Genomic DNA, 24,615 nt, shown 5'->3' on the forward strand with positions numbered 1-24,615 from the left:
GCAATATAGAAAATTATGTAATAATTAAGTTTAGTATGTTTGAGGATTATAAAACTAAAGATTCTGTAGTGATTGTTTACACTGGGGATAGTAAAGGTAAGACTTCTGCCTCTCTGGGTTTGATGTTAAGGGCTCTCGGAGCTGATATGAGAGTTGCCTATGTACAGTTTATTAAGTACTGGGAGGTTTCTGAGCACAAGGCTATTACTGAACTAGAAAAAGTCTATAAATCTAAACTTAAGTTTATTAAAGGTGGCAAGGGTTTTTATAACGCGGGTGATTTAAGTGCTAAAAATGTATCTGAGGATGAGCATAAATATGCAGCCATAGATACATATAAAAAGGCATTAGAATTTGCCAGAAGCGATGAATTTGATTTAGTTATTTGTGATGAAATTAATAATGCGGTTAACGATGGATTGTTAAATAAGAAAGATTTATTAAGTCTAATCCAATCAAGATCTAAAAATTGCTCATTGTGCTTAACCGGACGTAATTTTCCGAGTGAATATTTAAAATACACAGATATTGCTACAGAGATGACTAAGCGTAAGCATTATTTTGATGATAAGTTTAAATACAGGGATATTGGATCAATTGTTATTGATTAGTCTTCCTTTGGTTCTAAGGCCCCTGGCTCAATAAACTCTTTATCGTAGCCGCAAGCTCCTCTATTTCTATTGGGCAGGTTCAAATTAAATACCTCAATTTTTAATTTGTCGTCAGTCTTCATATCTTGCTGAGCATCTTTCTCTGTTCGTACTTTATCTTCTTGACTACATACATATTCAAAAATAGAAACCTCTAGTGTTGCACGATTAACCCTCGTGCGGTATGCAGTACCGTCTGGTCTATAAAAAACATTATTTTTACCCTCTAACACTCCATCTTCTTTCTCTATGAGTGTATGTCCATTAACTTCAGTTGTTTGCGTACATGCTGCACCTAAAAGTGATACAACTAAAAGAACTGGTCCAGCTATATACTTATTTTTTTTATTTAAGTTTTTCATATATTTATATTGTAACATTAATTCTATCTTAATGCAAGTTAATATATACCTCAAGAAAAAATTTAGGAGCATAATGTGAATGATATGAGTGAAGAGATTGTTGTTAAGGGTGCTCGGGAAAATAACTTAAAAAATATCGATATTACTATACCTAAGAACAAGTTAGTTGTTATTACTGGCTTAAGTGGTAGTGGGAAGAGTTCTTTAGCTTTTGATACTATCTTTGCCGAAGGTCAGCGACGTTACGTTGAGAGCCTAAGTTCTTATGCCCGACAGTTTTTGGGTATGGTCGAAAAGCCAGACGTTGATAACATTACTGGATTATCGCCGGCAATTAGTATTGATCAAAAAACTACGAGTAGAAATCCAAGATCTACCGTGGCTACAGTTACTGAAATTTATGATTATTTAAGGTTGCTTTATGCAAGAATTGGGGTTCCGCACTGCCCAGTATGCGGTAAAGAGATTACTCAGTTAACTCAGCAAGATATTGTTAATGAAATACTCAAATTGAAAATGGGCATGAAAGCTTTAGTGTTGGCTCCTGTTGTTCTTGCTAAAAAAGGAGAGTTTCAACATATTCCTGAAGAGTTTTTAAAAAAAGGTTTTGCAAGGGTAAGAGTTGATGGGGTTGTTTATGCACTCGACGAGTTCCCTCTTTTAGAAAAGCAGAAGAAGCACACCATTGAAGTTGTAGTAGATAGATTGATTATTAACGAAGAAAACAGAAATAGAATTAGCCAAAGCGTGGAAGCCGCATTAAACTTAACATCTTCTTTAGTAAGTGTTTTGGATTCTGATACAGATGAGGTACACAGTTTTTCTAAGGCTTTTGCTTGCCTGGATCACCCGGAAGCTGGACTAAAGGAGTTGGAGCCTCGAGTTTTTTCTTTTAACTCACCACAAGGAGCCTGCCCTGAGTGTACTGGGCTTGGCAATAGGCTTGAGGTTGACCCAGAATTACTGATGCCAAATCCAAGACTTAGTATTACAGAAGGTGCGATTCGACCTTTACAGAGAATGGGAGCTGATGCTTGGACAATGAAGCAGATTCTAGCGACATGTGAGGCTCATGGAATTGATGCCAGAAAGCCGGTCGGTGAACTAACTGAAGACGAGAAGAAAGTGATCTTAGAAGGCAGTGATAGAAAAGTCAAAGTAAGTTTTGGACGCGGGAGCTACGAAGTTAAGTTTGAAGGGGTTGCTAAGAATATTAGACGCAGGTGGCAAGAGACAGACTCAGAGAATATGCGTCGAGAGCTCGAAAAATATATGCGTGAACAACCTTGTAACACTTGCCATGGTAAAAGACTTAAGCCTGAGGTTCTTGCTGTAAAGATTGATAAATATTCTATTATGGATATTTGTGAAATGGATATTGAGTTTGCAGTTGATGTTTTTGACAAGATTAAGTTTAGTGATAAAGAACAAGCGATTGGACGTCTAGTTTTAAAAGAGATTAAATCTAGGTTAAGTTTTTTAAATAACGTAGGTTTAAGTTACTTAAACTTGGCCCGTTCTGCTGCAACTTTAAGTGGAGGTGAAGCCCAAAGAATCAGGCTTGCTACGCAGATTGGTTCTGGCCTAGAGGGAGTTTTATATGTTTTAGATGAGCCAAGCATTGGCTTGCATCAAAGAGATAATACAAAATTACTTGCTACTTTGAAGCATCTTAAGGAGTTAGGTAATACAGTAATTGTTGTAGAACACGATGAAGAAACTATTATGGAGGCAGACTACTTGGTGGATGTGGGTCCTAAAGCTGGTGTGCATGGTGGAGAAATAGTAGCTGCGGGAACTCCGAAAGAAGTGGCAAAGAATAAGGATAGTATAACTGGAGCATATCTCGCAGGGCGCGAAAAAATAGAGGCAAATAAAAAAATACGAAAAGGCAATGGTTTAAGCTTAGAGATCATTGGTGCTAAAGAAAATAACTTAAAGGATGTCAGTGTTAAGATCCCTCTTGGAAAGATGGTCGTTGTTTCTGGAGTTTCTGGCTCTGGAAAATCTACACTTATTAATGATATTCTTGCTAAAGAATTACACGCTCAGCTGCTAAGAGCTCAAGAGCCAAGTGGTAGACATGAACGAATTGATGGAATTGAGAACTTAGATAAAATTGTTATTATTGATCAATCACCTATTGGTAGGACTCCAAGGAGCAACCCTGCAACTTATACTGGATTATTTGGCCCTCTTAGAGATCTGTTTACTGCTCTTCCAGAAGCAAAAGTAAGAGGATATAAAGCTGGTAGATTCAGTTTTAATGTAGCCGGTGGGCGTTGTGAGACTTGCCAAGGTGACGGGGTTATTAAGATAGAAATGCACTTTTTACCTGATGTTTATGTACCTTGCGAAGTGTGTCATGGTAAACGCTATAAAGCTGAAGTCTTGGAGGTAAAGTTTAATGGTAAAAGTATTGCTGATGTTTTAGAGATGACAGTTGAGGACGCTGTTGAGTTCTTTAAATCTCAGCCTGCGATAAACAAACGCTTAAGTATGCTTAACGATGTAGGTTTAGGATATATAACTTTAGGCCAAAGTGCGACTACTTTGAGTGGAGGCGAGGCTCAAAGGGTTAAGCTTGCAACTGAGCTAAGCAAGCGCCCAACAGGTAAGACTTTATACGTTTTAGATGAACCGACAACAGGATTGCACATGCACGATGTTAAAAAGTTATTAGAGGTTTTAAATACTTTGGTAGATTCTGGAAATAGCATGGTTATTATCGAGCACAACTTAGATGTAATTAAATCTGCTGATCATATTATTGATATGGGTCCAGAAGGCGGCCAAAAAGGTGGCCTTGTTGTTGCGGAAGGAACACCGAATGACGTATCTAAAGTAAAAGGTAGCTATACTGGATGGTATTTACAAAAAAATCTTTAGCTATATTTTTTAGGTAATTTAGAAAAATATATGTGACCTAAACGTAAATTTCTATAATATTTGCTATTGACTTATAGAACATATGTATAGTATAATCTTATTTATGACTGATGAGAGAAGATTTGAGGGAGAAAGAGCCAGTGGAGATGATGAAGAGGTAATTAAAAGCTCTTTTGATAGATTGGTTGAGCTTACATCTAAAGACCTTGTTAAGCCCAGTGTTGAGACACTTAATCACAAAGTAGAAGAACGACAGAAAGCTAAAGATGACCTTAGAAAAAGATTGTTAGTTACTGCTGCTATTTCTACTACTTTAATTACATATTCTCAATATAGATTTGGTCTGCCATTTTAAATTGCAAGTAATAATAAAGCCGTGGCTTGTATTGACAATTATTACTAACTATGATATGATCTTTTATATATGAATGAGTTTTTTAAGAAAAAGGTTGCACCATTAGCCATATCAGTCTGTGCTACGTTAGGTATTAGCGCCTGCTCTCTCTCAACGGAGTCTGGAGAAGCGCACAGGACTACTGAGTTAGCAAATGAATTTACTAATAATGCATTTGAGAGAGTTACTGAAACAGATTTCAGTGGGTCATATTGTCGTGTTAGTGGAAATGATAATGTATTAGTGGTTATGAAGCCAGACTATGACGAAGAATTCTCTGAACTTCGTTCGTTAAAGGTTGAGCGTGATGAAGATTCATCTAGTGTAATAATTGACGGTAAGGATTCAGATGGTAACTTAAGTTTTAGACATGTAGTAACTACTGAGTCGCGGACTAATTCTGCATTAATTATAAATGATCCATTAGATACTTCAATAGGGACAAGAGGCGATTCTATCAATGTAAGAGGAGTAGCTTCTATCGATGAAATGCTTAGAGATACTGATGAAGTAGTTGATGAGTTTTTAGCGAGTTGCTAGTTTAAGTATTCTAAATCTTGGTGTTTAGCAATGTTAGCTCTGAGCTCGGTACTCAGGGCTAACTTGTCTTTTACAATACTGATGGCCGCTTCTCTTGCTTGGTTAATTAATTTTGTGTCGTTTATGTCAATTAACCTTAAGTCTAGGGCTCCTGATTGTAGCTTACCGTATACCTGGCCAGGACCCCGCATCTCGAGGTCGTATTGTGCTAACTTAAAGCCATCTGAATTATCTGTAAAATATCTAAGCCTAGCAGGTATGCCATCGTTTTTAGCTGGCACTAAATAGCAATAACTTGGCAGATTTGACCTTCCTACTCTACCTCTAAGCTGATGTAGTTGAGCAAGACCAAAATATTCCGCTCCTTCAATAACTATTAAGGTGGCTCTTGGGATATCTATACCGACCTCTATTACAGTTGTAGAGACTAAAGTATTAATTTTACCCGATGCAAAATCTAACATTATTTGGTCTTTATCATCTGACTTTAGTTTTCCGTGAAGAAGACCTAAACCATGTTTTTTTATCCAAGCTTTTCTTGAGAGTTCTTCATAAACTTTAGCTGTTGATACTCTTGCAGAGTTCTCAGTATCTGTAATGTTTGGGCAGACGAAGATTGCGGCATGGTTTAAACTTAGTTCTTCTTTTAGTTTGTCCCAAACTTTTTGTTTAGAGGCACCCGGAATTAGTTCTGTTTGTATTTCTATTCTGCCTAGTGGTTTAGTTCTAATCATACTCTGCTCCAGTTCTCCATAAAGCATAAGAGCTAATGAACGGGGGATTGGTGTTGCCGTCATTGTCAGTAAATGAGGAAATTTGCCTTCCCCTACTCTTTTTTGGAGTTCTTTACGCTGGTTAACACCAAACCTATGTTGTTCATCTACAATAACGAAGGAAAGATCCTTAAACTTAACCTTTTGTTGAATTAAAGCATGAGTTCCTACTATAAACTTGGTTGAGCCATCTTCAATTTTATTTAAAAGTTCGGTTTTTTGTTTTGGTTTAAGTGAGCCAACTAGTAGGTCAACTTTTTGGTTAAAGTTAGAAAGTAAAGTAGTAAAGCTTTTTGCGTGTTGAGTGGCAAGGACTTCTGTAGGTGCTAAAACTGTCACTTGTTTCCCTGCTTTAATTGCCTGCAGTGATGCTATTGCGGCTATGACGGTTTTTCCGGAGCCTACATCACCCATTAGCATTCTATTCATTGGCTCGTCTTTTTCTAGATCCTTTAGAATTTGCCAGGCTGCAGCTCTTTGTTCATCTGTAAGTTTAAACTTAAGTGACTTTACAAGTTCTTTTGTGTCTTCTAGATTGAACTTAATTTTTGGAGATGTAAGTTTTTGGATAAACTCTTTGTTTTTTTGAACAGCTAGTTGGAGAGTCAAAACCTCTTCAAAAGCTAATCGTTTTTTTGCAAGATTGAGAGACTCCATAGATTGTGGCATATGGAGTTGCCACAAAGCCTCATTTTTTGGGATTAATTTATACTCATCTAATATCTCTTGCGGTAATACTTCTTTTATTTCTTTTGCTACTTGCTCAATCTGTATCAATAAACTTCTTATTAAGCTTGAGCTTAGATTACTTTTTTCAGGGTAAACTGGGATTATTCTTGCTGTATTTGATTGGTTCTTGTCTGATTTTACTGGCTCTACAGAAGGATTAGTTAAGTTTAACCTACCCGAGCTAACTTTAAAATCTCCTGATATATAATACTTCTCATCAGTTTTAAAACTATTTAATCTATATGGCTGATTGAACCAAACTACAGGCATTCTATCACCTTTATCATCTTCTACAACTGCTTCTGTGAGATGCATTGCACGACCTCTAGCCCAACGACCCTTGATATTTATTATTGATACTTTTAAGGTCACTAAACCGGGTTTAATTTTTTTTATATAGCCTATATTTGAGTAATCTACGTAGCGTCTTGGCCAATAGTCCAGTAGGTCCGCAATAGTATTTAGGTCAACATCTTGTAGTTGTTTATATTTAGCTGGACCTACCCCATTTAGCTCATCCAATCTAGAGCTTATACTTAACTTTTTTTTACTCATTAATTAAAGTATAACAGCTTAATAACAATTGACTTTATTTATTTCATGTTATATAATCATATAAATGAATGAAAAACTAAATAAAAAAAGAAGTAAAGCTCCAATTATTGCTGCTGTTATGGCCGTCCTAGCAACTGCTACATTTAGCGCCTCTCAGTATTTTGACTTTAATAAACAAAGTGAAGATATGAATGAGCAAGAGCTAGAAATAGCCAATACCCTCGAAAAGATTAATCAAGAGGCTTTAGGCACTGATGAGGAAGTAGTGGTTGATTGTGGAATATCTTGGATAGAGGATAAAGTGATTGGCTCGAATAGGGGTTGGACACTAAAGATTCCTGGAGTTGAATCTAATGTAATGCATCTAAGAAAAGAATTCTGTGATGATTTTGAGGGTAAAAGTCCTTATGTTATTGCGAGATCTTTACTTGCATTTAACTATACAGTTTATGGGCTTAGAGAGAGTGATCCATGCAATATGAGGTTAGCTGATGAAATGCATCAAAGTACTGTGAAGACAGTTTATGGTGACGATGTCAAATCTGGAGAAGATTTTACTTTAATTTTAGCTGCTTATGTCACAGATGAAGATAGGTGTATGCAAGCTATAGATTCACTTACAGAGTAATTTTATTGATGGAAATTGTCGTTATATCTGATTCAAATCTTAGCTCTAATGAGTTAGATGAGTATGCTAAGCGGATTAATAAACGTGTTAAGTTTAGTCTTTTACAATCTGATTATAAAAAAGTAGTTAAGAACACTGATTATCTAGTAGTCTTGGATCAATATGGTGAGAAGTTTGATAATTTAAGTTTTGCAAAAAAGTTTGAGCAGGTCATTAGCTCAGGCAACTTTAAAAGAGTAGTTTTTATAGTAGGTGATGCATATGGTTTAAATGATGAAATTAAAGAAAAAGCTAACTTAATTTGGAGTTTTTCTGATCAAGTATTTCCTCATAGGTTATTTGGATTAATGCTTACTGAGCAGATATATAGAACTATAGAGATAATTAGTAACTCCCCATATCATCATCAATGAATTTAAGGCGCAGAAAAACCTCTAGAGGCTACTAGTGGCTAAAGAGTTCTCGCAAAGAGCATTTAAAACTGGTCACTATGTTTTTATAATTTTTAGTTTGGAGCGCGAACTTTAACTAATTGTAAAAACCCAGATTTAAATTTACTCTCTAGTTTAGTTTCTAGAGGTGGTTTTCCGCCACATAAAGCTCACTTTTTATTAAATTAAATAAGCTAAATAGGCTTACCGGATAATACTCCTTCTCTAAGAACTTATTAGTGATAAATTCTAAAAGTAAGATCCAATAAATACTATACTAATTAATCTTCTAAGTCTGCAAGTTCTTGACGAGTATTTTTGACAAAATCAGACTCTTTTGTTGGTTCTTCCTCTGTTAAAGCCTGATCCTCTGACTGAGAGTTTTCCACTATTTTTGTTCTTCTGGAGGCATACTGACTATAATCTTGTTCTTGGACTTCTTCTCTTGTTGAGTTTGAGCCTCCATCTGTATCAGCAATTTTTAAGTTATAGTGAGCACTATTTTTAATCCCTAATGATCTTAAAAGTGTTCTTATACTTTCGGCAATGGCTCCTCGTTTGCCAATAACTCTGCCTAAGTCTGCTGGATTTACGTAAAGGGTTAATAATACTCCTCTCTCATCCACTACGCGCTCTACTTTAACGTCAGCCTCATTATCTACTAAGCTTTTTGCTATGTATTCTACAAATTGTTGGTCGATTGTAATTTCACTCATATGGTCTCTTGCTGTCTTTTTGGGACTCTTTAAGGTTTACTCTAGAGTTTAGTTTAGCCTATTTTTAGGCTTCTGTGGAAGTCTCTTCTGTATCTTGATTAGATTCTGGAGCATCTTGAGCTGTTGCTTCACTTGATTCTTCACTCACTTCAGGTGTTTCTTTTGACTCTGTAGGAGCTTCATCGGAAATCTCCTCTTTTTGTTGATTTTTTCTTAATTTTTCAACGTTACGAGTTTTACCTTCTTTTTTAGTTGCATCAGCAACCCATTTTGGTAGTTTAACTTTTTCTTTTTTTAACAACTGAGCAACTCTTTCTGATGGCTGAGCACCATTATCTACAAATTTTTGTGCTAGATCTTTATCTATCACTAATTCTTTTGTATGTGGATTATAGTTGCCTAATCGAGCTACTACTTTTTCTTTTGTTGGGTGAGTTCTTTTATCCTGAACTACTATTCTGTATTGAGCTAAGCCTTTACGGCCTCTTCTTTGCAGTCTAATTACTAACATTAATTATTGATGTGCTTAAATTTACTTGTTTCTATATCCCATGGCTTTTATGAGAAACCATTATTGCAGGATGAGGATTAATGTTGATTATACATTACACACCCCCTCCCCGTAAAGTGTGTTAAAATCTATCCAGAGGATGTAGAAGTATGAGAGAAATAGATTATTTATCTTTAGGAGCTGTACTAGGTGGATCTTTTTATATTGGGAATAATAACGAAAAACATTCTATATATGAATTAGTAGCTTCAATGTTCGGTGAGGAATATGAAAAAATATTTAATCTTACATATTCACCTGTAACATATAAAAGACCAGAGGGCGATAATAGTACAGTACCTAATGGGATCATTCTTTTAGGGGCTAAAGAACAATTAGAAAGTGGACTCGAAAAAATTGTGAGATTTGAGATAGGCTGGCATGCGAATGGAATGATTGTTGAACAAGAGGGCGTCACCCAAAATGAGATCAATGTAGAGGATGGGTTAGGAAAAGGAATAAAAATAGAAAAAACCAAGATAGTTACTGAAATTGAATTTCCACCCACAAACTCAGGTGCAGCAGAATATCTAGGTAAACTAGCCCAAGTATTTTTTGATACATACGCTCACTGGGTAAACGATGGTGATTCGTGGTCTCCTAGAAATAGCTAAATTTTTGTATGAGTAGACCCAATTAGAAATTTAGTGAAAAATAGAATTATTATAAGATCCCATACTTGAGCTTTTTTAAGAAACATTTGAGCCGGATTTTTTTAGACTTAGGCTTTACTGGATGTATTATTCCTCATGAAAATGACTATACTTGGATTAATGAGCTTCGTATCATGAGATAACGGGATTCAAATAGTCTCATGTGTATAAAAAGATTGACACTAGGACGGTCTTTAGTCGCTACAGAGGTTTCTAATTATCTCTTGGTGTATTTGATATAAAATCTTGAATTTGTTTGATAAATTCTTCTTTACTAAACTTCTGGGCTTGAGCTCTGACTCGTTCTGGTTTAAACTTAAATTCTCCTGCTTCAAATCGTTCTAATGCGGCCACAAGAGCTTCCGCAGATTGTTCTTTAAAGAAGACCCCTGACTCTGATGAGATGTAATCTCTTGCTCCTCCTTTTTTTAGCGCAATAACTGGAGTTCCTGCAGCCATACATTCAATAGCAGATATTCCATAATCTTCTTCTTGCGGGAAGATCATGGCTTTAAATGTTCCTAACAGCTCATTTTTTTCTGTATCATCAACGTCTGTTCTAAATTTAATTTTTTCATGTCCTGCGGCTAATTCTTGAAGTTTTGAATGCTCAGATCCGTTACCAATAAGGGTAAGCTCTAAATTAAGCTTAATACAGGCTTTAATAGCTAAATCTGCACGTTTATATGCTACTTGAGCCCCAAATACAACGTAGCCTGCTCTATTTTTAGTTTCAGGATTTAATTTAATCAAGTGTGTATCTGTTGGCGGATAAATGACAGTCGACTCTCTTTTGTAGTATTTTTCTATTCTTTGTTGGACTTTTTTTGATATAGCTATGAATTCAGTAACTTTTTGTGCACCTAAATAATCAAACTTTTTCATTATCCATACAAATGGCGGAATTATTGGTTTGATTAGAATATTTAATTTTCCGAAGCCGGGGTCTTTTTTATAGTCTTTATAATGTGACCAGTAGTATCTAGTTGGGGTAAAACAGTAGCAAATGTGCCTTGTGTCTTCTCCTCCTCTGACCTGTTTGGCATCCGAGCTGGTGTCAGAAATTATTATGTCATATTTTTTTTAAGTTCAGTGATCTAAATGCAAAAACTCTAATCACTGGGAATAGTTGATGAAAGTTCCTAAGCTTTTTTGGTAATTTTTGGAGCCAAGTAGTTTTAATCTGTTTTTTGTATTTATCAAATTCTGGGAGTTTATCTTGTTCAAACACAGACGTATAGATATCTGCTTGAGGAAAAGCCTCTTTCAGCAAGGAGAACTCTTTCACCTCCTCTCATGTTGGTTAGCCAGTCATGAACTAGAGCAATTTTAGGTTCTTTTTTTGTTTGCATATAGTTTAAGTTTAGCAAACTATTTATTGTCCATGAGCTATAGCAGAATCAAGACTTTCTCTTAGGTATTTTTTATAGTATGTCTAGCAGGTGATTCATTTTCGTCATGTTTAACCCAGACCCAGTCACCATTTTCAGCTTTTATCCTTATATCAGTTTTAGTAACTCCAGAGTGACATATTAGAAGTTCTGAGTGTGAAGTTGTTGTTGCTAAGCCTATAAAAGTTAATAATTATCCCGTATTACTCGCCAGATCTTTTTAAAACTACGCCAATTGTTTTAAATAGAATTTTTATGTCTAGCCAAATACTCCAGTTCTGAATGTAGTAAACGTCAAGTTTTACTCTATCCTCATAACTTAAGTTGCTGCGTCCTGATACTTGCCACAAACCTGTAATGCCAGGCTTTACGCTCAAGAACTTATCTCGAGAGGTTTTGTATCTAGTTAGCTCCTCCTTAGTTATGGCGCGTGGACCTATTAAGCTTAATTTGCCTTGCAGGACATTTATGAGTTGTGGGAGCTCATCCAAACTAGTTCTTCTAAGGAACTTACCGAGCGGAGTTATCCTTGGGTCATCTTTAAGTTTTTGGGTTGTTTCCCATTCGTGGAGTAAGTCTTCTCTGCCCATCTCTTTAAATACCTGTTCATTTGTCTTTTTACCTCCCGTACAGTACTTCCAATACATACTCCTAAATTTGTAGATATAGAAAGATTTACCAAAACGAGTTACTCTAGCATGTTTATAAAATACTGGACCTCTAAAATCGCTAAGCTTAACTAATAGTGCTAAGAAAAGCACTGGGAGGAACGTAATTATGAGGAGGGCTAGGCTTAAGAACATATCAAATAAGCGCTTTAAAACTGTGTTCCAGCCAACAAGTGGGGTTATATGGACATCAAGGCTTGGCACTCCAAAGAAGAGGTCTGTAGTAGTCTTGACTCCGTATAAAGATGAGTTTGAAGGAATCAGTTTATAGCGAGCATGGGCGGATTCTACTGCTGATGTTAGTAGGTAATTTTTTTCATCATCTAGGACTTCGGTTTGTACAATTAAATCTACGTGGCGACCAGATATTCTACCTAATGCATTATTAAAGTTTTTTATTAAATATTTTTTGTCTGGCGTAAATTCTCTTATTTGGCCGTGTCTTAATTCAGGCATCCAAATTCCTTCAAGCCTATACTCATTGTTTTTTTTGCTGGTTAAATTTTCATAAATTTTTGGAGCGATGTCACCATTACCTATTATTAAGACCCTAGTTAAGCCTTTACCTGATTTTGCAGCAATAAACTTGATAAATCTTAATATTAATCTTCCTAGCCACAACAAACTTAAGCTTAAGCCAAAGGCATATACCGGAACTAGGCGAGCTGGGAATATTGGGCGATCAAGGGCGAAATCTAGTGTTATTAAAGCCATTATACCTATTGCGGACGTAAGGATTAAGCCTGCAAATTCTTTAAGGAGTTTGTGGTAAAAACTTCTTTTATAAAGGCCTATGAGCGCCATTAGACCTAACCAAAAAGGTAATATTGAAACGTAAATTAATGCATAGCTTTTTGCTGAAATTGGTGTAACTATTGGCCTTGGATCGATTTGTACCCTTAAGATATACGCCACTGTAAAAGCAGCTAGAATTGCTAGAGCATCACTCAAGATTAAACTTAGGTTATATAAAAGTTGGAATTTTTGGCGCATATGCCTATTTACTGCACTTTGCTCCCGGATCAAGTCCGGAAATGCGAACACTTCATGTTCTTGATTGTACCATTTTTAAACCGCTTATGATATTGCTTTTTGACTACATTAGTGTTATATTAAGCTTAGATTAAAGAAGAAATATATGAGTGAGTTCTACTCTGCTGTAGCAAAAATTACTGGTGATACATTTGTTTTAGGAGATCCATCAGAACCCGCAAGACTAGCACAAGAGCTAATTGAGTTAAAGAATGAATTACTAGGTCCTCTCGTAGTGTGTGTCGGTGGTGGTGCCGGCAATAGAGGTAGGGATGTCACTCCATACGGTATAGAGAGACTTAAAGCAGACGAGGATGGGATGGTTGCTTCCGTATTAAACGCCTCAACATTAATGGATGCACTTGGCGAAAGAGCGCTAGGATTTACAGGTGTTCCACAGTATGTTTTAGAGCAACATGTAAAGAGTGAAAAAGATTCAGCTAGAAAAGCTGCCATAGCTTTAGCTATTGTAAATCTTATTCATGAAACAGAATTAAGGGCTCTAGAAAAGATAATAGACCGCAATGTGCCTCAGGATATATTAGTAGCAGGCGGAGGTATTGGTAGAGGACATGTCTCCACCGACTTTGGTGCTGCCCTTTTTGCTAGAGATCTGGTAGCACCTGATAAACCAACAGCTTTGCTTAAAGGATCTGGTATAGATGGCGTTTACTCTGGTGACCCAAGAACAGATAGCTCTGCTACATTTTTACCCCATGTCAGCTATGATGATGCAATGCAGAAAGGTTTTAAAGTTGTTGATCTATCCGCTTGGCCAATTTTAAAAGATGGTAATGTGACCACAGTAGTATACAGAGATGCTCCTGGAAACATGCCTAGAGCCTTAAGAAGAGAAATCGGAAGTAGAGTAGATAATACACCAACAAAATTATCAGCCTAGCCAATTCTGCTAAACTTAAGCTTAGATGCTTAAGAGATATTTATATAAGTTTAAGGAGCTAGAACTTCGAGAGAAGATTCTAGTTCTTTTTGTTTTTAGTATTCCTTTTGAAAGAATCCCAAGTTTAGATGTTGGTGGGATAACCTTAAAGTTAAGTTTATTTCTAGGTACTGCATTAATTTTTATTAACTTAAAAGATATAAAGCTTAATTCTAATAAATTGCTTGAAAAGAAGTTATTGATTCTGCCTGCTCTACTTCTTGTGTATTCTTTACTTTCAATTTTATGGGCTCAGGATAGCCCTGCTTGGTTAAAGGCTAACTTGAACTTAGGTTTTGTTGTTGCAATATTTTATAGCTTAAGCTTAAGTTCTAAAAAGAATTTACAATTAATCTTAAACACTATTTTTGCCTCTACTTTAGTTGTAATCGGTTTTGGATTCTTCCAATGGTTTGGTGATTTGGTTGGTTTGCCTGCTGACCTAACTGGAATTAGAGAGCAATATGATGCAATCCGACTTGGTTTGCCAAGGATGCACTCTGTTTTGTTAGAGCCACTTTATTTTAGTTTGTTTTTACTGTTGCCTCTTGGATTGAGCTTAGCTGACAGAAAGAATGATTTGTTTAAAAGTTTTTATTTTAGGCTTGGGTTTACCTCTTTAATTTACTTATCAATTTTATTAAGCTTAGCCCGAGGAGCAATTGTCGCAAGCGCAGTAATGGGTCTGGTCGCATTCTTTTATAATTTCTCAGAGCTTAAGAAGCTGTTTAATGTGGATATAATTACTAGATTATGTGCGGCGGCTTTAGTTATCATCTTAGTTTTTATTGGAGCAGTGAGTTTACTTGGCAAAAAAGGTATTGATGAGGACAATAACTATTCTAAAGGAATTGGGACTATTACAGGACATCTAAAATCAATCAGGCCATGGGGAAATGAAAAAGATGCAAAAGATGAGAACTCCTTAAACTCGCGCGACGAGGCAAGGAGTGAGGCTTTAAACTTAATAAAGCGAGATTTAAGAACGGATTTATTTGGAGTTGGCGCTGGGCAATATGGTGCTAATTTGGATCCCAAACAGGATTCTAATGCCACAAGTAATTTTGTAGGTTTAGATGTTTGGGTTCAATTTGGTTTAGTGGGTTTAGCAATTCTAACTTTTTTTGGTTTAAGTTTAGTGTTTGGAGCTAAGCTTAATAAACCCATATCTATCGGATTAGTTTTGTATCTTATTGGATTTGCAATCCAGAGTATTACTTTTGGCCAGCTAGCAATATTACACTTATGGGTTGGGATGGCGCTGCTGACTTTAGTTAATAACGATTAATTTAGGTAGCCTTCGGCTTGCTTGTTAAACATCTCAGCATAAAGCTTAGACTTCTTCATTAACTCTTTGTGAGTTCCTTGTTCTAAGATTTTGCCTTTTTCTAAAACTACAATTCTTTGGGCTCTTTTTACTGTTGAGAAGCGATGTGAGATGATTAGTGCAGTTTTATTACCGTAGTGAGCAAAGATGTTATTAAAGATCTCATACTCAGCATTGGCATCAACTGCCGCCGTTGGTTCATCAAGAATTAAGATGTTAGAGTTTCTGTAGAATGCTCTGGCTAGTGCTACACGTTGCCACTGACCTCCACTCGGCTCGACCCCTTCTTCAAATGAATTATCTAAAATTGTGTTAATTCCTTTTGGTAATTTCTTTAGAATTGGCTTGAGGTCTGCGAGTTCTACAGCCCTATCAAGCTCTTGTTTTGTTGGCTTTTTATTGACTCGACCCAGTTCTATATTAGTTTGGATATCAAATGGGTATCTATTGAAATCTTGGAATAGAACTCCAATTTGACGCCAGTAGCTGTCAAGATCTACATCTTTGATATTTACTCCATTGACTAAGATCTCCCCTTCAGTTACATCATAAAGCCTAAGTAGGAGCTTAATGATGGTCGTCTTCCCTGCTCCGTTTTCACCCACAAGTGCAATGTGCTCACCTGGATTAATGGTTAAGTTTAGGTTATCAAGAATCTTTTCTTTTAGGTTCGATCGATATGCAAATGAAACGTTTTTAAACTCTATCAGTGGTATATTATCTTTATTAAGCTTAACTGAATCTGATTTAGTTTCAATTTGGGGCTTAGAATCATAAATTGCGTAAAAGTCTCTAGCGTAAAGAACTAACTCACCAGATCTAGAAATGATAGAGGAGAGATTTCGCATCGATGAGCTGAATTGATTAAGAATTCCTGTGTAGAATGTAAAGTTTGCGATGCTTATTATTCCTGATACAGTTTTTGAAATTAGATAAATTGTTAAGCCCAGGAATGTTCCTTCATAAACTAGATGTGAGAAAGATTCTATACCTAAAGTGGACTTTGAGGCTTTAGCCTGTGCTTTGCCAAATTCTTCAATATTTTTTGCAGCAACTCCGTGTAATAGTCTATTCTTTAAACCATATAATTTTATCTCTATAAGGTTCTTCTCATTATAAAATAGACCTACTGTTTTTTGGTGCCTATGGAATGCATCACCCTTAACTGCCCAGATCCCCCACTCTAGCTTAGATCTCTTGAGTTCTGTATACATTCTTGGGATGCTTGCGAGTGCAATTACTAGCGCCATCCAGGGGCCTGCAGAAAAGATCGCTCCAACAATTAGCGCCATTTTTAGAAGGTTGTAGTACGTATATACAAATTGGTCACCTATATCTCCCAATGCCCAACCCCCTTTTCTATTAACTTTGTTCAATAGTTTTTGGTTATCTCTATCTTCAAAAAAGTCAGTGTCTAGATTTGCTTTAGCTTCATTAAAGCTAATGGTGAACCATTGGTCCCATTTAATAAATACAATCCGGTCTAAAAGATTTTGCAAACCTGCGGCTATATTCACAACTAAAAGAAAAAGGGCAGAAATAATCGCATAACTGTAGAGATTGGATGTTGCACCTCCAGCACTGACGGATTTTACAACTTCACCTACTACAAGAGATCCGTAATAGGTTGCAAGAACTGTTGAAGCTACCTCGATTGTTGAGAAGAACAAACGACCAATAAGGTTCCATTTGTCAATCTGCCAATTGGTTTTAACAACTCGGCCCACTATCTTGAAGTAGGTCTTTAAATCAAGTTCTCTTTCTTTTTTTAATTTAGATATTATTTTTTTCATAATGTATTGTTTATGCTTATTAAGTTTAGTTTTTATTTAGCTGAATAGCTAGTTCTTGTGGTAGAATACTAAGTACTAAATAGTTAATAGTCCCAGTGTATTCTGGGGTTTTTACTCAAAATGGAGTAATATACTTTAACTAACTAAAATTGGCAAAATCATATTATATTTAAGCTTTAATGCAATCTGATCATATTATAGCATATAATATACCCCGACATGTAGGATTAATCTTAGATGGTAACCGCAGATGGGCTAAAGAAAACGGTTTTAGCAGTACTCTGCAGGGTCATAAGGCCGGTTATGATAATCTAAAAAACTTAGCAGATTATGCTTTTAGCAGGGTATTAGAAATGTATCTGCATATGTTTTTAGTACTGAAAACTGGAACAGAAGTAAAGAAGAGAGGTTGATTATTTGATGAAGTTACTTCTCAGAATGATGAAACGCGATATCAAGGAGCTTCATAGCAAAGGAATTAAAGTTCTATGGTTAGGTACTAAAGTGGGTCTAAAGCCTGATATTATTGAGGCGATTGAGGGTGCAATTAGGAAGACTGAGAAGAATATTAAAGGAACTCTTGCTTTTTGCTTAAATTATGGGGGCCACCAAGAGCTTGCCGACGCTACAGCAAAGATTATTTCTGAAGGGTATAAAGCAGAGGATATTACTCCTGAGCTAATTGAAAAGCATTTATATGCACCGGAGCTTGGTCCGGTAGATTTAATGATCAGAACAAGTGGCGAGCAACGCTTAAGCGGTTTCAACTTATGGAGATGTAGTTACTCTGAGCTAATCTTTACAGATAAAAAATGGCCAGCTTTTACTAACGAAGACTTAGATTTAGCATTAGCAGAGTTTGCCAAAAGAAGTCGTAGATTTGGTGGAGATGAACAACCCGCTTAAGCTTAGCTTGACCTTGAGCTTTTGATATACTATAAGTATGACAAAAGAAGTTATACATCAAGGTAAAGCAGAGGTTATTAGACCCGATGAAAACGGAATTCCTGAAAGAAAAGAAGTCCCAATAGGAGCTGTTATAAAAGTAGGCAACAAAATTGTTTCAGCAACAAAGAGAAGAGAGCTTGGTGCTGTTGATCAAGATCCTGAGCCAGACATTACAATAACAAGAACTCCATCCACCAGATGGGGGTTACCTGAAGATCCTCCAGGTAGAGCAAGATTATTGGGCTAGAAAAAGCTAAGCTTAAACTGTTAAACTTAAGAGTACAAATTAAGGAGATTTTTGATTATTTATGTTAGACCAAGCAAAACTTGCCCTACAGGCAAAAAAGATACAAAAAGAGCTTACTAAAACAGTTATTGAGGTAAACAGCCAAGACGAAATGGTTTCTATCAGAATGACTGGTGAGCAAAAACTAAAGAGCATCCAGATTAGCGAAGAAAAAGTTGATGGAGATTTTAGATCCTTAGAGAGAAACTTAGAAGATACCATGCGGGAGGCTATCCAAAAAGCCCAAGAGGTTGCTCAAGAGAAACTTAAACCAATTATGGGTCAACTTGGAGGCTTAGGTTTATAAGTAAACTTAAATAAAACCCCTAACCTAGCCTCTCCCAAGGGAGAGGGAAATAATAATTATGTTACCTAAAGCACTTGACGACTTAATTGAGGCTCTTGGCTCGCTACCAGGAGTTGGACCTAGAACTGCTGAAAGATATGCCTGGTCTTTATTCAAGCGTCCTGAGTCTAAGCTTAAGGATCTCACAGAGTCTATATCATCTTTACACGAGCGAGTTAAGCTTTGCCCTAAAACTTTTGCGCTCATTTCTGAGGATGAAGATCTTAGTGAGCTATATTCTGATAATCGGAGAGATAAGAAAGTAGTTATGGTTGTTGAACAACCATTTGACATTATTCCGCTTGAGAAGACCTCTAAGTTTAATGGGACTTATCATGTTTTAGGTGGTGCGATCAGCCCAATTGACGGTATTAATGCTAGTGATCTTAAAATTGCAGAGTTAATCCAAAGAGTTAAAGATGACGAAGTTGAAGAATTAATCTTAGCTACTAATGCAAATATTGAAGGTGAAAGTACTGCACTTTATATCCAAAAGATACTAGAAGAAGCTGGAGAAAAAGTTAAAATGACTCGTTTGGCTAGGGGTCTACCAACTGGAGTTGACCTAGCTTACGCAGATCAAATTACTCTATCTCACGCTTTTGATGGTAGAAAAGAGTTTTAGTATATGAAAATTTGTTATATCTCGCTATTCCCAGAAGTTATTGAAGCTTACAACAATGTTGGGATGATGCGTAAAGCTCAAGAAATGGGCTCAGTTGAGTTTATCTACTTAAATCTTAGAGACTTTGGGCTTGGACCTCGTAAACAGGTTGATGACACTCCATACGGTGGAGGGGATGGCATGGTCTTAAAACCAGAGCCGATTGCAGAAGCAATTGCTAAAGCAAAAGAGTTAGTAGGAGATAATGCTATGGTCATTCTACCTACCCCAAGAGGAGTAGAGTTTACTCAAAATGATTCTAATAATTTGGCTGAACTTAATGAGAACTTGATTATATTTTGCTCAAGATACGAGGGCTATGATGAAAGGATTACTAAATTAGTTGATAGACAGTTCTTTATTGGTAGATATGTTTTAACAGGTGGAGAAATACCGGCAATGGTAATTTCTGATAGCATTATAAGATTACTTGATGGAGTCTTGGGTGGGGAGGAATCCGCAGTAAAAGAAAGCTTTCAGACAGATTTAAGTTTAATTGAGCATCCGCAATATACTAGACCAGAGATTTTTGAAGGGGAGAGTATCCCAGAAGTATTAAAAGGTGGGAATCATGCTGAGATTGAAAAATGGCGTCAAGAAAATTATATAACTTAGATTAAGTTTTTTTTCTATTTTCAAGCTCAACTGCTGCCTCTACAATTAAGTCCCCGCATTCTTTGCGTTGTGCGTTGTCACAGATGTATGTTACCGTTGTTGTTGGTTTTTGTTTAGAAAGCTCAACTTCTTCTTCGGCCCTCATGCTACACGACAGACCACCAAAGCTATCAATACACTTTTGTCTCTGTGATGTTAGAACCCGGGTATGTGAACTAACAACAATCCCATTAAATGTCGTTTTTGTACTCAGACATTCATATGTATTTGCAATCTAATTTTCTAGAATATCTCTTAGTCTAACTGCGCTTTCAGTTAGTCTCCCGCATCCTCGAGCACAAAATAATCCTGGAGAGACTGTCCTCTCATTTAGACTAACCTGCACCCAAGGCATTAAACTACATTCTTCACTGCTGCAATCACGTTTTTCATCCTCCACAAAAGCGCCAATACCAGCAACAGTTTCAGAACCAGACGGAGACGGGTAGTGGAATCTATTTCCACTTAACCCGTTTAATTGGCCAAGGATAGTTCTCCTGGTCGTTATTAAATTTGCCATAATGAGGCAATTATACTAGACTTAACGGGGCATATTCAAGGTGGAGCTGTTTTGGTCCTGAGCTAAAGACTATTGTGGCCATCGGTTCACTAATATCCACTACTGTTCCAATACCGAATTTTGGATGAGAAACTTTTGAACCTTCTTTTAAGCTATTATTCGTCTCTGATTTTACTTCTTGCTTATCAACAAAATTAGATGCCGAAAGTGTGTTGTTTACTGCTTCCGCTTCTTTAAAGATGTTATTTGCTCCATAACCCTGACCCTCTCCCAAGGTAGAGGAAGATCCAAATAAAATACTTGTTGGGGTTAAAGAGAAACCAGGAGCGACTTTAATAACTTGTTCATCTAAAAGTTCCGTTACAAAGCGTGAGGGTGGGTTGTTTTGGGGATTTCCGTATATGATGCGTCTTGTGGCATAAACGAGGTATAGAGCCTCTCTAGCGCGCGTCATAGCGACATACGCGAGTCTTCGCTCTTCTTCAAGTTCTTCTTGGTTTGTAGCAGATCTAGAGTGCGGGAACACGCCCTCTTCTAACCCGGCTATAAAGACCACAGGGAATTCCAGCCCTTTTGAGCCGTGAATAGTCATAAGAGTGACGCTATCGCCTGTTGAGCTTAATGAATCCAGATCTGAAACTAATGCGATGTCTTCTAAGAATGCTCCGAGATCATTTGCACCTTGGGATGTGGCCACAGAGGCAAGTTCTCTTAAATTCTCCAAGCGCTCAATGCCTTGTGGGGTATTATCGTTGTAGAATTCATCAAGGTTGAAAAGAGAAATTACAGTCTGGATGATCTCTGCAACGCTAAACTTAAGCAAATCAGCACGTAGTTTTTCAATCTTAGAGTAAAAGTTTTTAGTAGCACTTAAAGCTTTAGAGCTTAACCCAGGGCATTCATCAATTAAGCATAGAGCGTGAGATAGTGAGCCTTGTTGAATTGCGAAGTTCTGTATTGCAAGAAGTGATTTTGCGCCGATTCCTCTGGCCGGGACGTTGATGATTCTATCAAAAGAGACTGAATCGTTTGGGTTATAGATTAATCTTAGGTAACTAATTAGATCTTTTACTTCTTTACGTTCATAGAATCTGATGCCTCCTACAATTTGGTAAGGTGTTCCTGTGCGCATAAATGCCTCCTCAAAAGTACGGGACTGAGCATTTGTGCGATATAACACTACAAAATCCTTCCATTTACGGTCTTCATCCGCCATAAGGTCACGCATCTTGGTGATGATTATTTCAGCTTCATGATTTTCGGAACTAGCTTGCAGAAGTTCGACATCTTTGCCTGGGCCTTCATCCGTAAATAGCTCTTTAGAAGAGCGGGATGAGTTTTTAGTGATGATTTTATGGGCGGCATCTAGAATATTCTGGGTTGAGCGGTAGTTCTGCTCAAGCTTAATAACTTGTGCTCCTGGGAAGTCTTGCTCAAAGTTTAGAATTATCCGGTAGTCTGCGCCGCGCCAACTGTAAATACTTTGCCAATCATCTCCAACAACAAAGATATTACTCTTTTCATCTGTTAGGCATTTAAGGAGCTTATACTGGATTGGGTTTGTATCCTGGTATTCATCAACCAAAATGTGTTTAAAACGCGATTTGTAGGCTTCTCTGACCTCTTCTGAGTCAGTAAAGAGCTCTGCGGTCTTTAAGATTAAGTCATCGAAATCTAGAGCTCCAAGATCGGCCATTCTTTTTTTATAGATTGGCCAAGCTTCTGCTGTTAATCTTTCGGTTGGAGTTTTAGCGCTAAAGTCTAAATCATCTTGAGTTAAGCCATCGTTCTTCATTTTAGATATTAAGCTTAAGACTGGACGAGCTTGCTTGATGTCTTGTACTTTAAGATCATTTTTTAAGATCTGTTTAATTAGCTGCATGCGATCACCATCATCATAAATTACAAAATTAGATGGGATTCCGATGTGCTCGCCATCTCTGCGCAAGATTCTTACACAGATACTATGAAAAGTTCCTAAGTATGGGAGGGTGAAGTCTGTATTTTTTTCACCGTCTAAGCTCAAGTGAAGACTTTGCACGCGCTCGCGCATCTCTTTGGCGGCTTTGTTAGTAAAAGTAACCGCAAGTATTTGTGATGGATAAATTCCAGATCTAAGCAAATGCGCTATCCTATAGACTAATGTTTTGGTCTTACCCGAACCCGCTCCAGCAAGAACCAGCACTGGTCCATCCAGAGCTGTAGCTGCCTTATACTGAGCCGCATTAAGCTCTTGTAAAAAATCTGTCATTTTATATCAGTAGAGAATTTGTTTTTATTATGATTAATTGTACCAGATAATATCCCGACAATTAATCTGGATATTTTTCTGGTAATTAAGTTCAAGCTTGTGGTATTAGACTTTCTCTAAGATGACTTGTATTTTTTCTACTACCTGTTTTGGGGTGCAATCAGCCTTGATTAAGAAGTCTACTATTAAGTCTGGAGTTCTAATTCTCTTCATTGCTTCTTCTTTACCTAGGTTAGTTAATATAACCACTGGAACTTTGACGCCCGCAGATTTAAACTGATCTAGGGTCTCTGGTCCATCTTGTACAGGCATCATAAGATCCATCAAAACTATATCTGGTCCAAATTCTTTGACCATTTTAAAGCCGACAGCACCGTTCTCTGCAACCTCTACCTGATATCCTTCAGATTCAAATTTAAATCTGTACATCTCCGCGATCTCTTCTTGATCTTCGATAATTGCTACTTTTGTATCTTCTGGCTTTTTCATTTTGCTTGAACTTAAATTTTTATTTATAAAGATAAGCTTAACTGTTTAGTGACTACAAATCAAGTCTACCACCATCGTTTTGCCAACCAGAAACTGTAAGCACCAGCCCAACCGCCATATCTTGCGTTTGCATAACTATTGCACCATCTTAATTGTGTAACTGGATTAGTTTGCCAATCTGAACCTGCAGAGGCCATCTTTGAGCCTGGTAAAGCTTGGCATAGTCCATACGCTCCTGAGCTTCGATTTCGTGCGGTGTAATTCCAGCCGCTTTCTTTTGAGATAATATGATCTACATAGCCCCACTGACTCTCTGGTATACTAGCAGCAGCTAACCAGTCTCTGGATGATCCACTTACTTTAGAGGTTACAACCTTTCTTGCTCCGACTATTGTGGTTTGTTTAAGAGCTGGCTTAATAACTTCTTCATTTACAACTGTTCTAGAAATCTCTTTGCCATTTATTTTTTTGATTTCATAAGTAACTCTTTTTTGACCAGTGTAACCAGCAGATTGTACTTGTCTATAACCTGTATCTTTATTTACATCTTTAATTAGATCTTCTGGCATAGGAATTTCCTCATCGGAGACTAGAACTTCTCTGCTATCATTTTTTATTTCTACAGTAATCCCGTCAGTAATTGCCTGATCAGGACTTTGCAATAATATATCTCCCTCTTGTAGACTTAATGACTTTTCCTCTAAAAACTCTTTTACTGTCTTACTTTGAGTTCTTTGTTCGGTTACAGCGCCGTATAGATTAAGATTAACTTTATCTGCGCGGTCAACCTTTAATGTAAGGCCAGGTTTTAGATCTCCTGCAGATATGTCAGAAGGGACTATTTCGTGATTATCCTCAGGATTAAGCATAATGCCAGCCTCTTTTGTTATGCCTTCAGCAGTTTTTTGCGCAGTTTCGATTTCGACTTGAGCGCCCTTATCTTTAATTGTTACTGGAACCGATCTATACACATTAATTTTATAACCATCACTTATTTCAGTTTCAAGACCAGGCTCAACAATATCTTTATCACTTAGTTTAACTCCTGCTGCGTCAATGACTTCTTTAACAGTTTTTGAATTCCTGGCAATATTTAAGATCTGTCCGTCAACATATAATTGAGCCGTCGTATCAAAACCAGTTGCAAAAACTTTTCTACTTCCTAATGGTAGGGCCACTGCAAGGAGTAATAATACTAAGTATGATGTTCGTCTTATTGGGTGTTGTTTAACTTTTGTCTGATGATTATGGATACTAAAAATGCTCGTCATAAGGTGTTTTTGCACCAACTTCTTTAGTCTTGCTACCAAACTTATTGAGTTTAGAAATTCTTTATACACTCTAGTTTACTACCCTAATCTGCTAGATCTGATAGTAGTTAAGTATATCATTAAAGAAATTTCTCTCAAAAGTGGCAGTTTTACCTAAATAGGCCA

At 36.9% G+C, this 24,615-nt stretch carries 28 protein-coding genes; 15 read left to right on the top strand and 13 right to left on the bottom strand.

Going from position 1 to position 24,615, the window contains the following annotated elements:
• Window positions 1-35 precede the first annotated feature (35 nt).
• Window positions 36-611 (top strand): cob(I)yrinic acid a,c-diamide adenosyltransferase, encoded by a 576-nt coding sequence (locus H6799_02490; GenBank protein ID USN97219.1) that lies wholly within the window; start codon window positions 36-38, stop codon window positions 609-611.
• Here the strand turns inward: H6799_02490 and H6799_02495 are convergent.
• A complete protein-coding gene (locus H6799_02495) occupies window positions 608-1,012 on the bottom strand; it encodes a hypothetical protein (GenBank protein USN97220.1) in 405 nt (134 codons plus the stop codon). The genes H6799_02490 and H6799_02495 overlap by 4 nt on opposite strands.
• 84 nt (window positions 1,013-1,096) lie before the next feature.
• Between H6799_02495 and uvrA the strand changes: the two genes are divergently transcribed.
• From uvrA to H6799_02510, 3 genes are all read left to right on the top strand, one after another.
• Entirely contained in the window at window positions 1,097-3,901 is a 2,805-nt protein-coding gene (uvrA, locus tag H6799_02500) for an excinuclease ABC subunit UvrA (protein USN97221.1), read from the top strand.
• 103 nt (window positions 3,902-4,004) lie between these two features.
• On the top strand, window positions 4,005-4,256 hold the full coding sequence (locus H6799_02505) for a hypothetical protein (GenBank protein ID USN97222.1): 252 nt from the start codon (window positions 4,005-4,007) through the stop codon (window positions 4,254-4,256).
• A 69-nt stretch (window positions 4,257-4,325) separates the two neighbouring features.
• Window positions 4,326-4,835 (top strand): hypothetical protein, encoded by a 510-nt coding sequence (locus H6799_02510; GenBank protein ID USN97223.1) that lies wholly within the window; start codon window positions 4,326-4,328, stop codon window positions 4,833-4,835.
• On the opposite strand, the gene recG is transcribed toward H6799_02510, so the two are convergent.
• Window positions 4,832-6,892, bottom strand: coding sequence for an ATP-dependent DNA helicase RecG (gene recG, locus H6799_02515; protein ID USN97224.1), 2,061 nt, complete (start codon window positions 6,890-6,892; stop codon window positions 4,832-4,834). The two genes, H6799_02510 and recG, sit on opposite strands and share 4 nt — an antisense overlap.
• Before the next feature lie 64 nt (window positions 6,893-6,956).
• Here recG and H6799_02520 point away from each other — a divergent pair, with 64 nt between their 5' ends.
• Together H6799_02520 and H6799_02525 are read left to right on the top strand one after the other, a co-directional pair.
• Window positions 6,957-7,520, top strand: coding sequence for a hypothetical protein (locus H6799_02520; protein USN97225.1), 564 nt, complete (start codon window positions 6,957-6,959; stop codon window positions 7,518-7,520).
• Window positions 7,521-7,528: 8 nt separating this feature from the next.
• Window positions 7,529-7,933, top strand: coding sequence for a 23S rRNA (pseudouridine(1915)-N(3))-methyltransferase RlmH (locus H6799_02525; GenBank protein ID USN97226.1), 405 nt, complete (start codon window positions 7,529-7,531; stop codon window positions 7,931-7,933).
• A 299-nt stretch (window positions 7,934-8,232) separates the two neighbouring features.
• On the opposite strand, the gene H6799_02530 is transcribed toward H6799_02525, so the two are convergent.
• Window positions 8,233-8,667, bottom strand: a complete 435-nt coding sequence (locus tag H6799_02530; GenBank protein USN97227.1) for a KH domain-containing protein — start codon at window positions 8,665-8,667, stop codon at window positions 8,233-8,235.
• Between the two features lie 64 nt (window positions 8,668-8,731).
• On the bottom strand, window positions 8,732-9,178 hold the full coding sequence (gene rpsP, locus H6799_02535) for a 30S ribosomal protein S16 (GenBank protein USN97228.1): 447 nt from the start codon (window positions 9,176-9,178) through the stop codon (window positions 8,732-8,734).
• 149 nt (window positions 9,179-9,327) lie between these two features.
• Between rpsP and H6799_02540 the strand changes: the two genes are divergently transcribed.
• Window positions 9,328-9,831, top strand: a complete 504-nt coding sequence (locus H6799_02540) for a hypothetical protein (protein USN97229.1) — start codon at window positions 9,328-9,330, stop codon at window positions 9,829-9,831.
• Between the two features lie 252 nt (window positions 9,832-10,083).
• Here H6799_02540 and H6799_02545 read toward each other — a convergent pair whose 3' ends face one another.
• From H6799_02545 to H6799_02555, 3 genes are all read right to left on the bottom strand, one after another.
• Window positions 10,084-10,755 (bottom strand): glycosyltransferase, encoded by a 672-nt coding sequence (locus H6799_02545; GenBank protein USN97230.1) that lies wholly within the window; start codon window positions 10,753-10,755, stop codon window positions 10,084-10,086.
• A 187-nt stretch (window positions 10,756-10,942) separates the two neighbouring features.
• Window positions 10,943-11,101, bottom strand: coding sequence for a hypothetical protein (locus tag H6799_02550; GenBank protein USN97231.1), 159 nt, complete (start codon window positions 11,099-11,101; stop codon window positions 10,943-10,945).
• A 363-nt stretch (window positions 11,102-11,464) separates the two neighbouring features.
• Complete coding sequence (locus tag H6799_02555; protein USN97232.1) at window positions 11,465-12,922, bottom strand: sugar transferase; 1,458 nt, start codon at window positions 12,920-12,922, stop codon at window positions 11,465-11,467.
• A gap of 145 nt (window positions 12,923-13,067) precedes the next feature.
• Here H6799_02555 and H6799_02560 point away from each other — a divergent pair, with 145 nt between their 5' ends.
• On the top strand, window positions 13,068-13,862 hold the full coding sequence (locus H6799_02560; GenBank protein ID USN97233.1) for a hypothetical protein: 795 nt from the start codon (window positions 13,068-13,070) through the stop codon (window positions 13,860-13,862).
• A gap of 25 nt (window positions 13,863-13,887) precedes the next feature.
• The gene (locus H6799_02565) at window positions 13,888-15,189 is read left to right on the top strand and encodes an O-antigen ligase family protein (protein ID USN97234.1); all 1,302 of its coding nucleotides are present in this window, start codon (window positions 13,888-13,890) and stop codon (window positions 15,187-15,189) included.
• Here the strand turns inward: H6799_02565 and H6799_02570 are convergent.
• Window positions 15,186-17,021 (bottom strand): ABC transporter ATP-binding protein, encoded by a 1,836-nt coding sequence (locus tag H6799_02570; protein ID USN97235.1) that lies wholly within the window; start codon window positions 17,019-17,021, stop codon window positions 15,186-15,188. The genes H6799_02565 and H6799_02570 overlap by 4 nt on opposite strands.
• Window positions 17,022-17,200: 179 nt before the next feature.
• On the opposite strand from H6799_02570, the gene H6799_02575 reads away from it, so the two are divergent.
• From H6799_02575 to trmD, 6 genes are all read left to right on the top strand, one after another.
• Window positions 17,201-17,434, top strand: a complete 234-nt coding sequence (locus H6799_02575; protein ID USN97236.1) for an undecaprenyl diphosphate synthase family protein — start codon at window positions 17,201-17,203, stop codon at window positions 17,432-17,434.
• Window positions 17,435-17,459: 25 nt separating this feature from the next.
• Window positions 17,460-17,927: a di-trans,poly-cis-decaprenylcistransferase gene (uppS, locus tag H6799_02580; GenBank protein ID USN97237.1), complete on the top strand. Its 468-nt coding sequence runs from the start codon at window positions 17,460-17,462 to the stop codon at window positions 17,925-17,927.
• Between the two features lie 37 nt (window positions 17,928-17,964).
• Window positions 17,965-18,216, top strand: coding sequence for a hypothetical protein (locus tag H6799_02585; GenBank protein USN97238.1), 252 nt, complete (start codon window positions 17,965-17,967; stop codon window positions 18,214-18,216).
• Between the two features lie 61 nt (window positions 18,217-18,277).
• Entirely contained in the window at window positions 18,278-18,562 is a 285-nt protein-coding gene (locus H6799_02590; protein ID USN97239.1) for a YbaB/EbfC family nucleoid-associated protein, read from the top strand.
• A 58-nt stretch (window positions 18,563-18,620) separates the two neighbouring features.
• Complete coding sequence (recR, locus tag H6799_02595) at window positions 18,621-19,226, top strand: recombination protein RecR (protein USN97240.1); 606 nt, start codon at window positions 18,621-18,623, stop codon at window positions 19,224-19,226.
• A gap of 3 nt (window positions 19,227-19,229) precedes the next feature.
• The gene (gene trmD, locus H6799_02600; GenBank protein USN97241.1) at window positions 19,230-19,880 is read left to right on the top strand and encodes a tRNA (guanosine(37)-N1)-methyltransferase TrmD; all 651 of its coding nucleotides are present in this window, start codon (window positions 19,230-19,232) and stop codon (window positions 19,878-19,880) included.
• 1 nt (window position 19,881) lies between these two features.
• Here the strand turns inward: trmD and H6799_02605 are convergent, their stop codons facing one another.
• From H6799_02605 to H6799_02625, 5 genes are all read right to left on the bottom strand, one after another.
• Window positions 19,882-20,025, bottom strand: coding sequence for a hypothetical protein (locus H6799_02605; protein ID USN97242.1), 144 nt, complete (start codon window positions 20,023-20,025; stop codon window positions 19,882-19,884).
• A gap of 129 nt (window positions 20,026-20,154) precedes the next feature.
• Window positions 20,155-20,439: a hypothetical protein gene (locus tag H6799_02610; protein USN97243.1), complete on the bottom strand. Its 285-nt coding sequence runs from the start codon at window positions 20,437-20,439 to the stop codon at window positions 20,155-20,157.
• Between the two features lie 10 nt (window positions 20,440-20,449).
• Window positions 20,450-22,690: a UvrD-helicase domain-containing protein gene (locus H6799_02615; GenBank protein ID USN97244.1), complete on the bottom strand. Its 2,241-nt coding sequence runs from the start codon at window positions 22,688-22,690 to the stop codon at window positions 20,450-20,452.
• Window positions 22,691-22,795: 105 nt separating this feature from the next.
• Window positions 22,796-23,179 carry a response regulator gene (locus H6799_02620; protein USN97245.1) on the bottom strand — a complete coding sequence of 128 codons (384 nt, stop codon included), beginning with the start codon at window positions 23,177-23,179 and terminating at the stop codon, window positions 22,796-22,798.
• 65 nt (window positions 23,180-23,244) lie between these two features.
• Window positions 23,245-24,450, bottom strand: a complete 1,206-nt coding sequence (locus H6799_02625; GenBank protein ID USN97246.1) for a DUF348 domain-containing protein — start codon at window positions 24,448-24,450, stop codon at window positions 23,245-23,247.
• Between the last annotated feature and the right edge of the window lie 165 nt (window positions 24,451-24,615).

This window comes from Candidatus Nomurabacteria bacterium, assembly GCA_023898665.1.
In the GTDB taxonomy this organism is placed as follows: domain Bacteria; phylum Patescibacteriota; class Saccharimonadia; order Saccharimonadales; family HK-STAS-PATE-42; genus HK-STAS-PATE-42.